The following is a 19,268-nucleotide window of genomic DNA, read 5'->3' as shown; positions in this document are numbered from 1 at the left end:
GGGCGTCTGATCTGGGACCGCTCGCATGCTCACGCGCAAACAATTTGAACTGTTACGCTTCATCAATGAACGGCTGAAGGAGAGCGGCGTGCCGCCCTCGTTCGACGAGATGAAGGAGGCGCTCGATCTGCGCTCGAAATCCGGCATCCACCGGCTGATCACGGCGCTCGAGGAGCGCGGCTTCATCCGCCGGCTGCCGAACCGCGCCCGCGCCATCGAGGTGATCAAGCTGCCGGATTTTGGCGTCAGCGGCGCCGGCCAGGGGCGACGCGGCTTTACTCCGAGCGTGATCGAGGGCCATCTCGGCAAGGTGCGACCGCCCTCGCCGATCGGATCGGACGACGATTCTGATCGCAGCGTCGCGGTGCCGGTGATGGGCCGCATTGCGGCAGGTACTCCGATCGAGGCGCTACAGACCCGCAGCCACACCATCAGCGTGCCGCCCGACATGCTCGGCGCCGGTGAGCATTACGCGCTGGAAGTGCGCGGTGATTCCATGGTGGAGGCCGGGATTCTGGATGGCGACATGGCGCTGATCCAGAAGAACGACAACGCCAACACCGGCGACATCGTGGTGGCGCTGATCGACGAGGAAGAAGCCACGCTCAAGCGCTTCCGCCGCCGCGGCGCGTCGATCGCGCTCGAGCCGGCCAATCAGGCCTATGAGGTGCGGATTCTGCCGCCGAACCGGGTGCGGATTCAGGGCAAGCTGATCGGGCTGTACCGCAAGTACTAAGCGGCGCCCTCGCGAGCCAATTAATCCGGCTCGTCGTCATCCACTGGCGGCGATGCGGGCGTACGCGCCGCCGGAGATAGTTGCGAGCGCGGCGATGGGCGCTGGGATGCAGCCCGCTCGCCCTGCGCTGTGGGGCTACGCGGCTCGCGTTCCGCGCTGCTCGCGGTCGAGCGATCGGCGGGATGTTTGGTGCGCGCGCTGCTGATCGCGGACAATGGCGCCCGCGGTGCCCAGGGCCGATCGCGTTCAGGCGGATGCACCACGCTCGCCTGCCAGGACGTGCCTACGCTGCGCAGGCGCTGCGCCCCGGTGCGGCGCAGCGTGTCGGCCTCGATCACATAAGCGGCGCAGCCCTCCGGCGCCGGATGCCGGGTCACCAGCACCGCCGCCTTGTGGCAATCCTCGGCGACCGCCTCGGGCGTTTTCGACAGCGCCACCAGCCGGCCATCAGCCAGCGCCGTGACGCAGCCATCGCGATCGCACGACACGCCCGCCCCCAGCGACGGCTCACTCGCGCTGCGGCCATCGCCATCGGCGGCGAGCCAGACTTTTTGCAGAAAGCCATGCTGGCCGTCCTGCAACAGCCGCAGCCGGCCATCTGCGCCGCGCACCGCGACCTGCCGGCCATCGCCGCCGATCACGATGTCAGGACGCTCGGCGGCGAGCGCCCATGGCACCGCGAGCACAATCAGCACGACGCCAAGATAGCGCAGCGCCGAGCGCTGCAGCGTGAGCGTAACGAGGCCAAGCGTCACCACTAGCAGCGGTCCGACGCCGAACGCAGCGATCGGGCCGACCGCGCCCGGCAGCGCCGCGACGCCCTGCGCCACCAGCACCAGCCACTCGATGCCGATCGCCATGATCCGCCAAAACACCGTATCGAAGCCGAACGGCATCGCGACCAGGCCAAGCAGCCCGGCTGGCATCACCAGCGCCGACACCACCGGCATCGCCAGCAGATTGGCGAGCACGCCATAGGCGGTGACGCGGTGGAAGTGATAGGCGGCGTAAGGCAGCGTCGCGAGCCCAGCGACCAGCGAGGCCAGCGCCAGCAACGCGATCTCGCGCGCGCCCCACAGCGCGGCACGCGCGGTGCCGGATTGGTCGGGACTGGCGAACAACGCCGGCAGGCCGAGCTGCACCAGTGCCACCAGGCCCAGCGTCGCCGCGAACGACATCTGAAAGCTGGGATGGACCAGCGCTTCCGGCGCCAGCAGCAGCACGATCAGTGCCGCGATCGCCAGGGTCCGAAAGGTGATTGCCTGCCGGTCGACCATCATGGCGATCAGCACCACCGCGGTCATCAGAAATGAGCGCTGGGTCGCGACCTCGGCGCCGGAAAGCGCCAGATAGAACGCGGCGGCGGCGAGCGCGGCGCCGGCCGCGTATTTCTTGATCGGACCCCACACCGTCAGCGCCGGCAGCAGCGCGAGCAGCGCCCGCACCGCAAAGAACACCACGCCCGCCACCACCGCCATGTGATAGCCGGAGATCGACAGCACATGGCCGAGGCCCGAGATGAACATCGCGTCGTTGACTGGCGCCGAAATGGCATCGCGCCGCCCGGTCAGGAGTGCGGTGGCGATGGCGCGGCGATCGCCCTCCAGCACAATGCGAATCCGCGCATCGATGGCGTCGCGGATGCCCTGCAACGTCGCAGCATAGCGCAGCGCCAAGCCGCCGCTCTCCGGGGCAGGCTTGACCGTGACCGCGCCCAGCACCCAGCCGGTGGCGCCGATACCCTGAAAATACAGGTCGCGCGCGAAATCATAGCCACCGGGTTGCAGCGGCGCCATCGGCGGCGTCAGCCGTGCCTTCAGCTCGACAAAGCTGCCAGCGGCCGGCGCGGTGCCCTTGCGCACCGACAGCCGCACCCGCTGCAAGCTGGAGGTGCTACGCGGCGCCTCCATATGGGTGATGCGCAACACGAAGCGGTCGCTGCGCTCGCGCTGCTCGCGGCCCTCGACAAAGCCTTTTAGCGCGACGCCGAACAAAGGCTGCGCCAGCACCGGATGCGCGACTCGCGCCGTCTTGAGCGCGGCCACGGTAAAGCCGGCGGCGACCGCCGCGATCAGCACCGCGAGCGCAAACAGCGCGTGGTGGCGCAGCGCAAAGGCGACCGCGGCCAGGGCGAGCGCGGTCAGCGCCGCGACAAACGCGATCGGTTCATGATCGGCGGTAAAATACAGCGCGATGCCGGCGCCGAGCGCCACCGGCAGCCAGGGCAATAGCCGCCCCGGCCCGCGCTCGGCTTGGACGCAGCCGCGCAGCCAATCCCACAGCGCCTCGCCATGCGGGCGCAGCGCACCGAGCCGCGCTGTCGTAATGCTAGCGCCAGCCGGCCAGGTCCGCACCTTTGCCCGGCTGCCGCCCTGCTCCACGCCGCGCGCCCCTCAACGAGCCTGTGCCCGTCAAGGATGCGGCAAAGCGCGGCGCTCCGCAACTTTCGCGAGAGGAACTAGCCCTTCGCCACTTCCTTGGCAAAGGTGTCGCGCAGTCCGATCGTGCGGTTGAACACCAGCCGGTCAGCACTGGAATCACGGTCGCGCACAAAATAGCCCTGACGCTCGAACTGCATCGGCTCGGCCGAGGTGGCGGCCGCCACCGACGGCTCGACCAAAGCACCGGTCAGCACTTCCAGCGACTGCGGATTGAGGTCGGCCGCGAAATTGGCCGCCTCGGGCGCGGGCTTTTGGAACAGCTGATTATAGATGCGGATTTCGGCGGGCACCGCGTCCTGCGCCGACAGCCAGTGCATGGTCGCCTTGACCTTGCGGCCGTCCGGGGCGTTGCCGCCGCGCGTGGCCGGATCGTAGCTGCAGCGCAGCTCGACGATCTCGCCAGCGGCATCCTTCACCACCTCGCGGCAGGTGATGAAATAGCCGTAGCGCAGCCGCACCTCGTTGCCGGGCGACAGCCGGAAGAACTTTTTGGGCGGATTCTCCATGAAATCGTCGCGCTCGATATAGATCTCGCGGCCGAAATGCAGCGTGCGCGTGCCGGCCGCCGGATCGTCCGGATGGTTGACCGCCTCGATCTGTTCGCTCTGGCCTTCCGGATAGTTTTCAATCACCACCTTGAGCGGCCGCAGCACCGCCATGCGCCGCGGCGCGGTGCGGTTCAATTCTTCGCGAATGCAGAATTCCAGCATGCCGACATCGACCACGCTGTTGGCCTTGGCGACGCCGATCCGCTTGACGAACTCGCGCACCGCGGCCGGCGGCACGCCGCGGCGACGCAGCCCGGCGATGGTCGGCATACGCGGATCGTCCCAGCCATTGACGTGGCCGCCGCGCACCAGCTCGGTCAGCACCCGCTTCGACAGCAGCGTGTAGGTGAGATTGAGCCGCGCGAATTCATACTGCCGCGGCTTGGCGGGCACCGGCAGCTTATCGAGCAGCCACTCATAAAGCGGCCGGTGATCTTCGAATTCCAGGGTACAGATCGAGTGGGTGATGCCCTCGATCGCGTCCGACTGGCCGTGGGCATAGTCGTAGCTCGGATAGATCGACCAGGCCTGCCCGGTGCGCGGATGATGGGCGTGCAGGATGCGATACAGCACCGGATCGCGCAGATTGATATTGCCCGCGGCCATGTCGATCTTGGCGCGCAGCACCCGCGCGCCATTCTGGAATTCCCCGGCCTTCATGCGCCGGAACAGGTCGAGATTCTCTTCGACCGAACGGTCGCGGAACGGGCTGTTCTTGCCGGGCTCGGTCAGCGTGCCGCGATTGACCCGGATTTCCTCCTGGGACTGGTCGTCGACATAGGCCAGCCCGTTCTGGATCAGCAGCTCGGCCCACTGATAGAGCTGCTCGAAATAGTCCGAGGCGTAATAGAGGTGGCCGCCCCAATCGAAGCCGAGCCAGCGCACGTCGGCCTGGATGGAATCGATATATTCCTGCTCTTCCTTGGTCGGATTGGTATCGTCGAACCGAAGGTGGCAGCGCCCGGCAAACTCCTGGGCAATGCCGAAATTCAGGGCGATCGACTTGGCATGGCCGATATGCAGGTAGCCATTCGGCTCCGGCGGAAAGCGCGTCACAATCTGGGTGTGCTTCTTGGAGTCGAGATCGGCCTGAATGATATCGCGAATGAAATCGCGACCCGCCTCGGCCGTCGCTGCCTCTGCCATCGTCATCGGGGAATCCTGCAAATCCGTTTCCTGGCTATGTGCCAAATCCGCAGCGCCGCGCCAACCCCGCAGGGCCGATCCGGCGCTTTGTTTATGCCGCGTTCCTGCTATACACCGCTCGTCGCCCTTCGGCCCCCTTTCCAATCATCGCAGATCTGAATGACCCGTCCCGTCGTCACCCGCTTCGCGCCCTCGCCCACCGGCTTTCTCCACATCGGCGGTGCCCGCACCGCGCTGTTCAACTGGCTGTACGCCAAGAAGCTGGGCGGCAAGATGCTGCTGCGGATCGAGGACACCGACCGCGAGCGCTCCACCCAGGCGGCGATCGACGCCATTCTCGACGGCCTGAAATGGCTGGAACTCGATTGGGACGGCGATGTTGTCTACCAGTTCTCCAACGCCGCCCGGCACCGCGAGGTGGTCGAGCAGATGCTGGAGCGTGGCACGGCCTATCGCTGTTATGCGAGCGCCGAGGAGCTGACGCAGATGCGCGAGGCGGCCCGTGCCGAGGGCCGCACCCGGTTCTACAACGGGCTGTGGCGGGACCGCGATCCGTCCGAAGCCCCGGCCGGCGTCAAGCCGACCATCCGCCTAAAAGCGCCGCTGACCGGCGAGACGGTGATCGAAGACCAAGTGCAGGGCCGCGTGGTCTGGCAGAACGATAATCTCGACGACCTGGTGCTGCTGCGCAGCGACGGTACGCCGACCTATATGCTCGCGGTGGTGGTCGACGACCATGACATGGGCGTGACGCATGTGATCCGCGGCGACGATCATCTGATCAACGCCGCCCGCCAGAAGCAGATTTACGACGCGCTCGGCTGGGAGATCCCGGTGATGGCACACATTCCGCTGATTCACGGCCCGGACGGCTCGAAACTGTCGAAGCGCCATGGCGCGCTCGGCGTCGATGCCTATCGCAGCATGGGCTATCTGCCGGTCGCATTGCGCAATTATCTGGTGCGGCTCGGCTGGGGCCATGGCGACCAGGAAATCTTCTCGACCGATGAGATGATCGCGGCGTTCGATCTGCCGGCGATCGGCCGTTCCGCGGCGCGTTTCGATTTCGCCAAGCTGGAAAATCTCAACGGCCATTACATCCGTCATAGCAACGACCAGACGCTGCTCGATTCGCTGGAAAACCTGCTGCGCTACATTCCCAATGGCGCGCAGATCGCCGCCAAGATCGACGATAACAAGCGCGCGCAGCTGCTGCGCGCCATGCCCGGCCTGAAAGAGCGCGCCAAAACGCTGCTCGAGCTGATCGATGGCGCGAGCTTCATCCTTGCTGAGCGCCCGCTCACCATCGAGCCCAAGGCGCGCGCGCTGCTGACGCCGGAAACCCGGCAATTGATCGGGCGGTTGCATGGCGCGCTGCAGGCCGTCGAGGCATGGTCCGGCGAGAGCACCGAAGCGGCGATGCGCGGATTCGCTGAAACCAACGGCCTTAAGCTCGGCGCGGTGGCGCAGCCGCTGCGCGTGGCGCTGACCGGACGCACCACCTCACCGGGGATTTTCGACGTGCTGGCGGTGCTGGGCCGTGAGGAGTGTCTGGCGCGGCTCGCGGACCAGACCTCGGAATAGCACGCGGCCATTGCTTGTTGCGTCTGTCTTGCAGTGCACAGTGCAATGAGTTACGCATCGAAGCTGCGTAGGACGCCTAGGTTCCCCGCCCGTCGCTGATGACGGCCGGGACGCCGAACGTATCAGCCATGATCACATCGGGGACCACACGATGGACGCAACAACAAACGCTAAATCCGCAACGCTCACGGTCGGTGGCAAGAGCTACGATTTCCCGATATTGAGCGGCACCGTGGGCCCAGATGTCATCGACATCAGCAAGCTGTACGCGCAGACCGGGCACTTCACCTACGACCCTGGCTTCACCTCGACTGCAAGCTGCCAGTCCAAGATCACCTATATCGACGGTGACGCTGGCATCCTGCGGTATCGCGGCTATCCGATCGACCAGCTCGCCGAAAAGGGCGACTTCCTCGAGACCTGCTACCTGCTGCTCTATGGTGAGCTGCCGACCAAGGCGCAGAAGGAAGATTTCGACTATCGCGTCACGCGCCACAACATGGTGCACGAGCAGATGGCGCGCTTCTTCCAGGCGTTCCGCCGCGACGCCCACCCGATGGCGGTGATGGTGGCGGCGGTCGGCGCGCTGGCGGCGTTCTATCACGACTCCACCGACATCAACGATCCGACCCAGCGGATGATCGCTTCGATCCGCATGATCGCGAAGATTCCGACGCTGGCGGCGATGGCCTACAAATATTCGGTCGGTCAGCCGTTCGTGTATCCGAAGAACTCGCTGAGCTATGCCGCCAATTTCCTGCGGATGTGCTTTGCGACGCCGTGCGAAGAATACGTCGTCAACCCGGTGCTGGCGCGCGCGCTCGACAAGATCTTCACGCTGCACGCCGACCACGAGCAGAACGCCTCGACCTCCACGGTGCGGATCGCCGGTTCGTCGGGCGCCAACCCGTTCGCCTGCATCGCCGCCGGCATCGCCTGCCTGTGGGGTCCTGCCCATGGCGGCGCCAACGAAGCGGCGCTGGCGATGCTGAAGGAAATCGGCACGGTCGAGAACATTCCGGACTTCATCGCCAAGGTGAAGGACAAGAACAACACCGCGCGGCTGATGGGCTTTGGCCATCGGGTCTATAAGAACTACGATCCGCGCGCCAAGATCATGCAGCAGACCTGCCATGAGGTGCTGGCGGAAACCGGCCACCACGGCGACCCGCTGCTCAAGGTCGCGATGGAGCTGGAGAAGATCGCGCTCAGCGACCAGTACTTCATCGACCGCAAGCTGTATCCGAATGTCGACTTCTATTCGGGCATCACGCTGAAGGCGATGGGCTTCCCGACCGACATGTTCACCGTGCTGTTTGCGGTGGCGCGCACGGTTGGCTGGATCAGCCAGTGGAGCGAGATGATCGAAGATCCGCAGCAGAAGATCGGCCGGCCGCGCCAGCTGTTCACCGGCGCCACCAAGCGCGACTACGTGGCGATGTCCGATCGCGTTTGATCGTCTCTGATCAATCGTGCACAGCATTGGACGGCCCGCCTCGCGCGGGTCGTTGTCGTTTCGGCTTGATGAGGTTTGGTTGGGTGAGGCTCGGCGATCGCCGGCGGCTCAGGCCGCGGCGCTGTTGCGCAGCGCCGCAATCACGATCTCGGCCGCGCAGGCGCTGGGATCGCGGCCGCCGGTCGACATGATGCCATCGATCTTGGCAAAGCCATCGAGCTGCCGGCGCCGGGATGGCGTGTCGGCGATCACCTCGCGCAGCGCCGCAGCCAGCTTGTCGGCCGTGCAGTCTTCCTGGATGAACTCGGGGATCACGTCCTCGCCGATCACCAGATTGGCCAGGATCACCGTGCCCGGGCGCACCACGCGGCGCGCGATCCAGATTTCCAGCGCACCGGCGCGATAGGCGGTGACCATCGGCACCCCGGCGATCGCCAGCTCCAGCGTGACGGTACCGGACTTGGCCAGTGCCGCGCGCGCGGTGCGAAACGCCGCGCGCTTATCCACTTCGCCGACCAGAATCGCCGGCTTCACCGGCCAGCTTTCGACCGCCTCGCGCACCAGGCTTTCGAGATGCGGTGTGGTCGGCAGCACCGGGGTAAACGCCACGCCTTGCTCACGTAACAGTTCAAGCGCCGCGCCGAACACCGCGCTGTGATGCCGGATTTCGCTGCGCCGGCTGCCCGGCAGCACCAGCAAGGTCGGCGGCTCGGCGTCGCGCTGCGCGCGCTCGGCCTCGTTGGGGCGGAGCGAGTCGAGCTGTTCGGTGAGCGGATGGCCGACATAGCTGCAGGGCGGACCGTCCAAGCGGCGATACTCGGCCGGCTCGAATGGCAGCAGCGCCAGCACGTGATCGACATAGCCGCGCATCGCGCGCGCCCGGCCCGGCCGCCAGGCCCACACGGTCGGCGAGACGTAGTTGATGATCGGGATCGAGGGCGCCTGCGCCCGCACCCGCCGCGCCACGCGGTGGGTGAAATCCGGACTGTCGATGATCACGAAAACATCCGGCGACGCGGCGATCACCGCATCGGCCGCCTCACGAATCCGGCGCAGAATCATCGGCAGCCGCTGCACCACGGCCGCAAAGCCGATAATCGACAATTCCTCGATCGGAAACAGCGAGCGCAGCCCCTGGCGCGCCATGCCGTGCCCGCCGATGCCCACGAACTGCACCTCGCCGAGCTGCTGGCGCAGCGCCTGCATCAGATGGGCGCCGAGCCGGTCGCCCGACTCCTCGGTGGCAATCAGGTAAATCGTGGGGGCAGCGCTGGCGGTCATGGGGCAAGTCCGGTGATGAACAGTCCGCCGCGATCGGCGCTGGCGACCATGGTCTGCGGCTCGGCCACCACGGTGTGCCCAGCCACCACGGCGACGCCGCCGAGCTGCGCCGCGATCAGGCCGTCAATGGTGGTCGGACCGAGCGCCGGCAAATCAAAGCGCAGATCCTGCCCGGTTTTGGGCGCCTTCACCAGCACCCCTCGCCCGGGCTTGGTGCGCAGCCGGCGCTCCTCGCGCAGCTGCGCCACCCGCCGCAGCAGGCTGTCGGTGCCGCCGGTGTCCTCGACCGCCACCACATGGCCGTCGATCACCACGCAGCCCTGGCCGATATCGAATGGGCTGAGCGCCGCCAGCACCGCGCGGCCCTTGGTGATATCGGCCTGCGCACGGTCATCCGGGCGGGCGCGGGTCAGCGCGCCCTCCGGCATCAGCAGGTCGGGTGCGACCTGCTTCAACCCGAGCAGCCGGAAACCGTAGTGTTCAAACAGCCGGCCGACGCCGGTGAGCAGATGGTCGTCGCCGCCGCGATAGGCCGCCAGCACCGCCGGCAGCACTTTGATCGCGCCCCAATCGAGCCGCAGCTCGGCGATCGATGGCCGCACCAGATTGCCGATGAACACCAGATCCTGGCAGCCCTCGGCGCGCAGCAGCCGCAACAGCTTGCCGAACGCGCCCATCGCCAGCCAGTGATGACGATAAGCTTCGACCCGCGCCGGATCGCACGAGCCCTGCAGCGCGAACAGAACCGGGGTAATGCCCCGCGCGGAAAGGGAATCGGCGACCGCAAAGGGCAGCACACCGCCGCCCGCGATCACACCAAGGGGGGAGCGGATCTGCGGAACCCCGGTCATCGCGCGGTGGCTCCTTGGCTAATCGAGCACGACGTCGTCGTTGCGCGCCATGCACAGCCGCCGCCGGCGCTTGCGGTCATCAATGAAAGCCAGAATCTCGGCGATCGCCGGGTCTTCACCGGCGCGCGGCCGCACCCGCTCCAGGCGCTCGGCAAACTGCCCCTCGGTGAGGAACAGTTCACGGAAGAACGAGCGGATCACCGCCAGCCGGGCCTTGGTGATCTTGCGCCGGCGCATGCCGACGATGTTCAGGCCGGACAGCCGGGCATAGATGCCGTTGACCAGGCCATAGGGGATGACGTCGTCGCGCAGCCCGCTCATGCCGCCGATCATCACCTGCGGGCCGACCCGGGTGAACTGCTGCAGAGCGGTGACGCCGCCGATGAAGGTGAAGTCGCCGATCTCGCAATGGCCGCCGAGCGTCGCGGTGTTGGCGAAGATCACGTCATTGCCGACGTGGCAGTCATGGGCGATGTGGCTGCCAATCATGAAGTAGCCGCGATCGCCGACCGTGGTGATGCCGCCGCCACCGACCGTGCCGCGGTTGATGGTGACGTTCTCGCGGATGGTGCAGCCGCTGCCGACCACCAGCTTGGTCGGCTCGCCCTTATAGCCGATCGATTGCGGCGGCGTGCCGAGCGAGGCGAACGGATGCACCGTGGTGCCATCGCCGATCGTGGTGTGGCCGTCGACGATGACATGAGACAGCAACCGGCAGCCGGCCCCGATCACGGCGTCGCGGCCGACGATGCAATACGGACCGATCACGGTGTCGGCGCCGATCACGGCGCCATCTTCGACGCGCGCGCTGGGATCGATGTTGCTCATCTGCCCGGTCAGTCGGTCAGCATGGCGCCGACGTCGGCTTCCGCGACGACCGCACCATTGACCTTGGCCTCACCGTGGAACCACCACATCGTCTTGCGCCGACCGATGCTGCTCATGTGATACTCGACGGTATCACCCGGCATCACCGGCTTGCGGAACTTGCACTTGTCGATGGTGAGGAAATACACCGCGCGCGGCTTCTCGGTGCCGACCACCGACAGGATGCCGATCACGCCGGCGGTCTGCGCCATGCCCTCGATCATCAGCACGCCGGGATAGACCGGGCGCTCCGGGAAATGCCCCTGGAACGCCGGATCGGTCACCGACACGTTCTTGATGCCGACGCCGCTATAGTCGTCGCGGATATTGATCACCCGGTCGATCAGCAGGAACGGGTAACGATGCGGCAGGGTCTTCAGGATCTGGTTGATGTCGACACAGTCGATATTGACGCCGGGTCCCATATTAATTGCGCTCCTCCGGGTCGGGATCGCGCTTGGAATCCGGACCACCGCTAACTCCCTCTTGCGCCAAGCGCTCGAGCGTCAACATTTCACGCAGCCATTGCCGAGTCGGCCGCGCAAACATGCCGCCCCAGCGCGCGCCGGGAGGAATGCTGTCTTTGATGCCGCTCATGGCCGCAACCTGAGCGCCTTCGCCGACAACGACGTGATTGTTAATCCCGACCTTGGCGCCAAGTGCGACGTAATCTTCCAAGGTCAGGCTGCCCGCCAACCCGCAATGGGCGGCTAGCAGACAATGGCGTCCGATCGACACGTTGTGGCCGATCTGGACCTGATTATCGATCTTGGTGCCCTCGCCGATCATGGTGTCGCGCAGACTGCCACGATCGATCGACGTGCCAGCGCCGATCTCGACATCATTTTGAATGATGACGCGCCCGGCCTGCGGCACCTTGACGTGACGGCCGCCGACAAAGGTAAATCCATAGCCGTCCTGGCCGATATGACAGCCCGGATGGATCAGCACATTGTTGCCGATCAATGACGCCTGGATGGTTGAACCGGCGCCAATATTGCAGTCGCGGCCGATCTTGACCCCCGGCCCGATCACGGCGCCGGAGCCGATGATGGTGCCCGAGCCGATCTCGACCTCAGGGCCGATCACCGCCAGCGGATCAATCGTGACTTCGTCTTCCAGCCGGGCGGTCTCATGCACCACCGCGGTTGAGGCGATGCCGCTCTGGTCGAACCAACTGGTCGGCCGCAGCGTGTCGCTATGGATGTGCGAGCAATAGGCGACAAAAGCCTGGAACGGCTTTTTGGCGCGCAGCACCGCCACATGGGACGGCACCTGCCCTTCGAACCGCGAGCTGACCAGACAGGCACCGGCATGGGTGCTCGCCAGTTGGTCGGCATAACGCAGGTTTTCAAAGAAGGTCAGGTGCATCGGGCCCGCCTCATTAAGCGAGGCGGCACCACGAATCACCAGCTCGCCTTGGGAAGGATCGAGCAGTTCCGCCTTCGTCAACGCGGCAATCTCTGCCAACGTCAACGAAGGGGATGTCTTGAAGAATACAGGTTGCGTCATCAGTCCGTCGCGGTCCGGCCCGCAATTCAGGCTCAGAACGAGGTACCGCCGCCGAACCTGAACTCCTGCACGCGGTCGTACTGACCCTTGCTGATCGGAACAGCGTAGTCGAAGCGCAGCGGACCGAACGGCGAGGCCCAGATCAGACCGATACCAACCGAGCTGCGGACCAGATTGCTGTCGTCATACTGCAGACCCGAGCAGGTGCCGACCGAGCCCTTGGTTGCCGGGGTGCAACCCGCGCCATTGACTTCGCCGGTGGCAAGCCACGAGGTCGGGCCCTTGTAGCCCCACAGCGAACCGGCGTCGGCATAGATCGCGCCCTTGATCCCGACTTCCTTCGGCAGGAACCAGAACGGCATCTGCAATTCGACCGAAGCGCCCCAATAATTGGTGCCGCCCAGCGCGTCGCCATAATTGGTGAGCGCATAGTAGCTGAGGTCGCGCGGGCCAATGCCGTTCGGGGCAAAGCCGCGAACCAGATTCGGACCCATCTTGAAGTGGTCGAGCATGCGAATGTCGTCGCTGCCGATCTTGGTCAACGTTCCGGCCTGACCACGCACGATACCGACGATGTCCGACACGACCGGGGTGTAGTACTTGGCGTCGATCGCGGACTTCAGATAGGTGACGTCGCCACCCACGCCGGCATAGTCCTGACGCAGCTCCACCAGGAAGCCGTCGGTCGGGTTCTTGTTATTGTCCAGCGTGTTGTAGGTCAGCGTGTAACCGATCGCCGAGGTCAGCGTCTTGCCGTTCGACAACTCGCGGCGCACCGGCAGCGAGGCTTCGCCATCTGACAAACAACCCCATGTTGACGCATTGTTCGGATCAAACTCCGGGGAAGCTCCGAAACCAAGCCTATTCAATTCAGCCGGTGTCTTGAAGGCGTCAGAACCGTAGTTGTTACAATTGTTCAGGTTCGACGGCAGCGTGATTTCCTGCTGGTAGATCGAATAGCGCACTTGCAGCGCCAGATCTTCACGCAGGCCGAAACCGAGCCGCGGGCTGAAGCCGAGCGTCTTGGTGGTGTAGGAAATGTAGCTATTCCGAAGCTGCTGGCGCTGATAGAGGTCGAGGCCCAGCGCCACCCGATAGTCGAGCAGATACGGTTCGACGAATGACAGCGAGTAGCCGCGCGAATACTGGCCGTAGCCGACGGTGGCCTTGGCGAACAGACCGCGGCCCAGCAGGTTACGCTCCGACACCGAGACTTCCGCCAAGGCACCGTCGCTGGTCGAGTAGCCGCCCGACACCGAGAAGTCGCCGGTCGACTTTTCTTCGATATCGACGATCAGCACCACGCGGTCGCTCGAGGAGCCCGGCTCGGTGACGATCTTCACGCTCTTGAAGAAGTCGAGGTTCTTCAGGCGGCGCTCGGCGCGATCGACCAGGGCGCGGTTATAGGCATCGCCTTCCGACAGATCGAACTCACGACGAATGACGTAATCGCGGGTGCGGGTGTTGCCGCGCACGTCGATACGCTCGATGTAGCTGCGCTGCCCCTCCTCGATCGAGAACACGATCGAGACGGTATGGTTATCGAAGTTACGGTCGCCGCGCGGCCGCACGGTGGCGAACGAATAGCCGCGCCGCGAGGCTTCGATGGTCATTTCTTCGACCGACTTCTCAAGCGCCTCGGCGTTGTACACCGAGCCGACCGAGACGCGGGAATAGCCGCGCAGCGAGTTGGCTTCGAGGGTCGGAATCGTGGTCTGGAAATCGACCGACGACACCCGGTACTGCTGGCCTTCTTCGATCTTGAAGGTGACCAAGAAGCCCTTCTTCTCCGGGTCGTATTCGGTGAGAGCCGCCACCACCTGCACGTCGGCATAGCCGTTCTTCAGGTAGAAGCGACGAATCAGGTCGCGGTCGGCTTCGACACGATCCGGATCATACAGGTCACCGGAGGCCAGGAAGCTCAGGAAGTTCGACTCACGGGTCTTGATGACGTCCTTGAGGCGGTAGGACGAGAACGCCTTGTTGCCGACGAACTCGATCGAGCGCACGCCGGTCTTCGACCCCTCATTGATGGTGAAGATCAGATCGACGCGGTTATTGGGCTGCTCGATGATTTCCGGCGTGACCTGCACGTCATAACGGCCGGACCGGCGATAGATTTCGGCAATGCGCAGCGCGTCGGCCTGCACCAGCGGCCGCGACAGCGTTCCGCGCGCCTTGGACTGCACCTCAGCGGTGAGCTGCTCGTCCTTGATCTTCTTGTTGCCCTCGAACGCCACGCGGCCGATCACCGGGTTTTCCACCACAGTGACCACCAACCGGCCACCGGCCTGATTGATGCGCACGTCCTGGAACAGACCGGTCTCGATCAGCGCTTTCAGACCGTCGTCAATCCGCCCCTGGTCGAGCCGACCACCGGGGCCGGCCCTAAAGTAAGAACGAATGGTCTCCACCTCGACGCGGCGGTTACCTTCAACCACGATCGAACTGGCGCTCTGAGCCGCTGCCGGCACCGACGCCAGCACGGAGGTGACCGTGGCCGCCATCGGAACGGCGCAAACCACTAGGGCAGCGGCCAAACCTGCCCGAAACACTCGCATACCAACCTTCATGCGCACCGCGCCCCGTCATTCCAGTACCGAACAGCGCCCCCGCAGCCCGGCAGATTCCTTCACTTCGAACTGCTTGTAGACGTTTTTGCCTCTCCGGCAAACGCCCATTCGCAGTGCGATTTCAATTTCAATCCAAGACGTTGCCCATTGGCCACGGCTTCGAATCGCACCCTATGATGCTGCCAGATGCAAGATGTCATTATAAGTTGCGAACACCATCAGCATCAAAACCAGCCCCAAACCGATCCGGAACCCCATTTCCTGGGCCCGCTCGGACAGCGGGCGGCCGCGGATTGCCTCCACAGCGTAGAATACCAGGTGACCGCCATCGAGCAGCGGCACCGGAAACAGGTTGAGAAGACCGATCGACACCGACAGCACCGCCGCTAAGTGCAGCAGCGGTGACAGCCCGAATGTCGCGACCTGGCCGGAAATCTGGGCGATTCGCAATGGCCCGCCGAGCTGGTCGGCCGCCTCACGCCCGGTGAAAATACCGCCGATATAGGCCAGCGTACGGTCGACCACGAACCAGGTCTCCTTGGCGCCGAGCACCAAGGCGGTCGCAGGATTGATCTTTTCGTTGGTCACGTCGCCCGGATTGTTGGAGCGACTGATGCCGAGAATGCCGACCCGGTGCACATTGCCGAACGAGTCCTTGATCTCCTTGAGCTGCGGGGTCGCCTTCAATTCCAGGGTGTCCTCACCGCGCTTGACGGTGAAGGCCAGTTCGCGACCGGCCTCGCTGGACACCGTGCGCTGCATTTCGCTGAAGCTATCGACCTTACTGCCGTTGATCGCGACCACGACGTCACCGGATTGGAAGCCGGCCACCGCGGCGGCGCTTTCCGGCAACACCTTATCGACTCGGGCCGTGGTGATCGGCCGGCCATTGATGGTGAACAGCGCGGCGAAGATCAGAATCGCCAGCAGGAAATTGGCGATCGGACCAGCGGCGACAATGGCGGCGCGCGGACCGACTTTCTTGTGGTGGAAGCTCGACTTGCGCTCGTCGGCTGTCATGGCGGCGAGCGCCGCCGACGGCGTCGACGCCTCGCTGTCATCTCCGAAGAACTTGACGTAACCGCCTAGCGGGATTGCAGAAATCTTCCAGCGCGTGCCGTGCTTGTCGTTGAAGCCGATCAGCTCCGGGCCAAAACCGAGCGAGAAGGTCAGCACCCGCACCCCGGCCCAGCGCGCCACCAGGAAGTGCCCGAGCTCGTGGAAGAACACGACAATGGTCAGAACGAACAGAAACGGGATGGCGTAACCGACCACCCCGTGACTCAGAAAACTGAAGCCATTGGCCAAGAAATCAGGCATCCGAATCCCCTATTTGGGCCAGAAGCCCCACGCGAAAGACTTAAGATGCCTTTGCGGCAATTTGTGGCAAGAGGCTGGCAGCGAGATTTCTCGCTTTATGGTCAACGGCAATCGCCTCGTCCGCCGAGCTCAGCGGCGCCAGATTGCCGGACCGGATCCAGGAATTGAGGGTTTCCTCAACCAGCCGGGCGATTGCGCCGAACCGGATCTGCTCCTTCACAAACGCCGCGACCGCGATCTCGTTGGCGGCATTGTAGACCGTGGTGGCGCCGTTGCCGGCGCGCAGCGCGTCATAAGCCAGCCGCAGACCGGGGAACCGGACGAAATCCGGGGCCTCGAAGGTCAATTGGCCGATTTTGGTCAGATCGAGCGGCGCGGCGCGGCCGATGATTCGCTCCGGCCAGCCCAGGCAGTGCGCGATCGGAATGCGCATATCCGGGGCGCCGAGCTGCGCCACCACCGAACGGTCGGAGAATTCCACCATGCCGTGGATGATCGACTGCGGATGCACCACCACTTCGATCTCGTCGGGCGTCAGCGCGAACAGCCAGGACGCCTCGATCACCTCCAGGCCCTTGTTCATCATCGACGCCGAATCGATGGTGATCTTCTGGCCCATGCTCCAGTTCGGGTGCTTGAGCGCCTGCGCCAGCGTCGCCTGCTCGATATCGGCGGCGGCCCAGGTGCGGAACGGACCGCCCGAGGCGGTGATGATCACCTTGGTCAGCTCGTCGCGATTGCCAGAGGCCAGCGCCTGGAACAGCGCGTTATGCTCGGAATCGGCCGGCAGGATGCAGGCATTGGCCGCGGCGGCGCGCTCCATGAAGAACTCGCCGGCACACACCAGACATTCCTTGTTGGCGAGCGCCACGGTGGCGCCGCGGTCAACCGCGGCCAGCGCCGGTTTCAGGCCGGCCGCCCCGGCGACCGCCGCCATCACCCAGTCGGACGGCCGGGCCGCGGCCTCGATCACCGCCTGTTCCCCTGCCCCGCAGGCAATCCCGGTGCCGTCGAGCGCGGCGCGCAGCTCGCCAAGCTTGGCCGGATCGGCCACCGCGGCGAACCGGGCGTTGAACTCGATCGCGAGCTTGGCCAACCCCTCGACATTGCTGTTCGCGGTCAGGGCCTCGACCTGATAGCGCTCGGGCGAGGCGCGCAGCAGATCCATGGTGCTGTCGCCGATCGAGCCGGTGGCGCCTAGGACCGTGACTTTACGCACGCCGTGGGTCGCCGGCTTATCGTTTCGCAATGGAACAGCACTCATCTCATCACCACATCATCAGGCCACGGCCGGCGCCTTCGATGCCGCCCCGCGCCACGCCGAACAAAGCCGCAGCGACGACCGCCGCGACATAACCGTCCAGCCGGTCCATCAGGCCGCCATGGCCCGGGATGATCTGGCTGGAATCCTTGACCCCGAACTGGCGCTTGACCGCCGATTCGAACAGGTCGCCGAGCTGCGACACCACCGACAGCAAAGCCGCCAAAGCCAGCAATGGCCCCCAATTGCCATAGCCCAGCACCGCGAACCCTGATGCAACGCAAAGCCCGAGCACAAAGCCGCCAATCGCGCCGGCCCAGGTCTTCTTGGGGCTGACCCGCGGCCACAATTTCGGACCTCCCAGGGTACGGCCGGCGAAATAGCCGCCAATATCGGCAGCCCACACCACCAGCAGCACCAGCATCAACGCCGCAAAACCCCATTCGGCGTCAGCGCGCACCAGCACCGAGGCCAGCAAGGCCGCCACGGCATAGAAATAGCCGGAAGCGGTCCAGCGCCGCTGCTCGCCGCCGAGATAGCCGACCACCACCAGGCCTAGCAGCGCAAACGGCAGCGCGCCGTCATAGCGCTCAAACCCCAGGCACAGCCCGGTGATCGCCAACGCGCCGACGCCCGCGCCCAACACCCGCAGGTTGTCGCGTGCGCCGACGATCATCAGCCATTCGATAAAAATGCCGACGGAAACCGCGGTGACCAGCACGGTCCAGAACCAGCCGCCCGCATAGACGATGCCAATCGCCAGTGGTGCCAGCACCAGCGCGGTGACGGCGCGCGTCACCAGATTGCGCGTGCCGCTGTCGCCGGCAGCTGCCGGCGCCCTCGAATTATCGCTCACAGAATCACGACCCTGTCTTCGCGGCCAGACCGCCGAACCGGCGCTCGCGGCGGGAATATTCGGCCATTGCGCCCTCGAGCGCGGCCTTGTCGAAATCAGGCCAGTGAATCGGCACGAACACAAGTTCGCTATAGGCGGCCTGCCACATCAAAAAGTTGGAGAGCCGCTGTTCCCCGCTGGTGCGGATAATCAGATCGGGATCGGGAATTTCCGGCGCGTCGAGATAGCGGCCGAGCGCGTCCGGATCGATGCTGCTCCAGTCGCGCTTGCCCTCGGCAACCTCGCGCGCCAGCCGCTGCGCGGCATTGGCGATTTCCTTGCGCGAGCCGTAATTGAAGGCGACCACCAGATGCAGCTTGCTATTGCCGCGCGTCAACTCCTCGGCCTCGGTCAGCAGCGCGCACAGATCGGGCTCAAGGCCCTCGCGCTCGCCGATCACCCGGACCCGCACGCCGTCGCGATGCAGTGACGCCAGATCGTTGCGGATGAAGCGGCGCAGCAGCCCGAACAGATCGACGATCTCGCTCGCCGGCCGCGACCAGTTCTCAGAACTAAACGAGAAGATTGTGAGGTATTGCACCCCAAGCTCGCGGGCCGCTCGTACCACCCGCCGCAAAGCCTCAACACCACGACGATGGCCTTCGGCCCGCGGCAACCCGCGCGCCGCCGCCCAGCGGCCATTGCCATCCATGATGATCGCCACATGCAACGGCAGATCAGAACTGTCCGATCGTCCCTGCAGCGGCGCGGCGGCGTTCGACATAGGCCGTATCCTAAAGCGTGGTCCGCAAAGAGGCTTCCCGTTTGCCGCAACTACGTCAATTCAGTCAAACGAG

Annotated in this window: 15 protein-coding genes; 3 read left to right on the top strand and 12 right to left on the bottom strand. The window is 65.0% G+C overall.

Features of this window, described 5'->3' with window-relative positions:
* The first annotated feature begins 25 nt into the window (after positions 1-25).
* On the top strand, positions 26-736 hold the full coding sequence (gene lexA / locus BJ122_RS01155) for a transcriptional repressor LexA (RefSeq protein WP_110779334.1): 711 nt from the start codon (positions 26-28) through the stop codon (positions 734-736).
* A gap of 20 nt (positions 737-756) precedes the next feature.
* Here lexA and BJ122_RS01150 read toward each other — a convergent pair whose 3' ends face one another.
* Positions 757-3,090, bottom strand: a complete 2,334-nt coding sequence (locus BJ122_RS01150) for a ComEC/Rec2 family competence protein (RefSeq protein WP_245407558.1) — start codon at positions 3,088-3,090, stop codon at positions 757-759.
* A gap of 104 nt (positions 3,091-3,194) precedes the next feature.
* Positions 3,195-4,877, bottom strand: coding sequence for a glutamine--tRNA ligase/YqeY domain fusion protein (locus BJ122_RS01145; protein ID WP_110779332.1), 1,683 nt, complete (start codon positions 4,875-4,877; stop codon positions 3,195-3,197).
* 153 nt (positions 4,878-5,030) lie between these two features.
* Here BJ122_RS01145 and gltX point away from each other — a divergent pair, with 153 nt between their 5' ends.
* Both gltX and gltA read left to right on the top strand, forming a co-directional pair.
* Complete coding sequence (gene gltX, locus BJ122_RS01140; protein ID WP_110779331.1) at positions 5,031-6,455, top strand: glutamate--tRNA ligase; 1,425 nt, start codon at positions 5,031-5,033, stop codon at positions 6,453-6,455.
* 151 nt (positions 6,456-6,606) lie between these two features.
* Positions 6,607-7,911, top strand: coding sequence for a citrate synthase (gltA, locus tag BJ122_RS01135; RefSeq protein WP_110779330.1), 1,305 nt, complete (start codon positions 6,607-6,609; stop codon positions 7,909-7,911).
* Between the two features lie 108 nt (positions 7,912-8,019).
* Here the strand turns inward: gltA and lpxB are convergent, their stop codons facing one another.
* From lpxB to BJ122_RS01085, 10 genes are all read right to left on the bottom strand, one after another.
* Positions 8,020-9,192, bottom strand: coding sequence for a lipid-A-disaccharide synthase (gene lpxB, locus BJ122_RS01130; RefSeq protein ID WP_110779329.1), 1,173 nt, complete (start codon positions 9,190-9,192; stop codon positions 8,020-8,022).
* Positions 9,189-10,043 (bottom strand): LpxI family protein, encoded by an 855-nt coding sequence (locus BJ122_RS01125; protein WP_110779328.1) that lies wholly within the window; start codon positions 10,041-10,043, stop codon positions 9,189-9,191. Before BJ122_RS01125 ends, lpxB begins: the two co-directional genes overlap by 4 nt.
* Before the next feature lie 18 nt (positions 10,044-10,061).
* Positions 10,062-10,871, bottom strand: a complete 810-nt coding sequence (gene lpxA / locus BJ122_RS01120) for an acyl-ACP--UDP-N-acetylglucosamine O-acyltransferase (RefSeq protein ID WP_110779327.1) — start codon at positions 10,869-10,871, stop codon at positions 10,062-10,064.
* An 8-nt stretch (positions 10,872-10,879) separates the two neighbouring features.
* Entirely contained in the window at positions 10,880-11,335 is a 456-nt protein-coding gene (fabZ, locus tag BJ122_RS01115) for a 3-hydroxyacyl-ACP dehydratase FabZ (RefSeq protein WP_110779326.1), read from the bottom strand.
* A gap of 1 nt (position 11,336) precedes the next feature.
* A complete protein-coding gene (gene lpxD / locus BJ122_RS01110) occupies positions 11,337-12,422 on the bottom strand; it encodes a UDP-3-O-(3-hydroxymyristoyl)glucosamine N-acyltransferase (protein ID WP_110779325.1) in 1,086 nt (361 codons plus the stop codon).
* A gap of 32 nt (positions 12,423-12,454) precedes the next feature.
* Entirely contained in the window at positions 12,455-14,995 is a 2,541-nt protein-coding gene (gene bamA / locus BJ122_RS01105) for an outer membrane protein assembly factor BamA (RefSeq protein WP_110779324.1), read from the bottom strand.
* Positions 14,996-15,166: 171 nt separating this feature from the next.
* Complete coding sequence (rseP, locus tag BJ122_RS01100; protein ID WP_110779323.1) at positions 15,167-16,315, bottom strand: RIP metalloprotease RseP; 1,149 nt, start codon at positions 16,313-16,315, stop codon at positions 15,167-15,169.
* Positions 16,316-16,355: 40 nt separating this feature from the next.
* Positions 16,356-17,579, bottom strand: coding sequence for a 1-deoxy-D-xylulose-5-phosphate reductoisomerase (gene dxr, locus BJ122_RS01095; protein ID WP_110779322.1), 1,224 nt, complete (start codon positions 17,577-17,579; stop codon positions 16,356-16,358).
* Between the two features lie 4 nt (positions 17,580-17,583).
* A complete protein-coding gene (locus tag BJ122_RS01090; RefSeq protein WP_110779321.1) occupies positions 17,584-18,432 on the bottom strand; it encodes a phosphatidate cytidylyltransferase in 849 nt (282 codons plus the stop codon).
* Positions 18,433-18,436: 4 nt separating this feature from the next.
* Positions 18,437-19,195, bottom strand: a complete 759-nt coding sequence (locus BJ122_RS01085) for an isoprenyl transferase (RefSeq protein ID WP_027277443.1) — start codon at positions 19,193-19,195, stop codon at positions 18,437-18,439.
* Positions 19,196-19,268: the final 73 nt, after the last annotated feature.

This window comes from Rhodopseudomonas faecalis, from assembly GCF_003217325.1.
GTDB lineage: Bacteria > Pseudomonadota > Alphaproteobacteria > Rhizobiales > Xanthobacteraceae > Rhodopseudomonas > Rhodopseudomonas faecalis.
The sequence above is the reverse complement of the archived record's forward strand: the minus strand, read 5'-3'. Positions and strand labels throughout refer to the sequence as shown.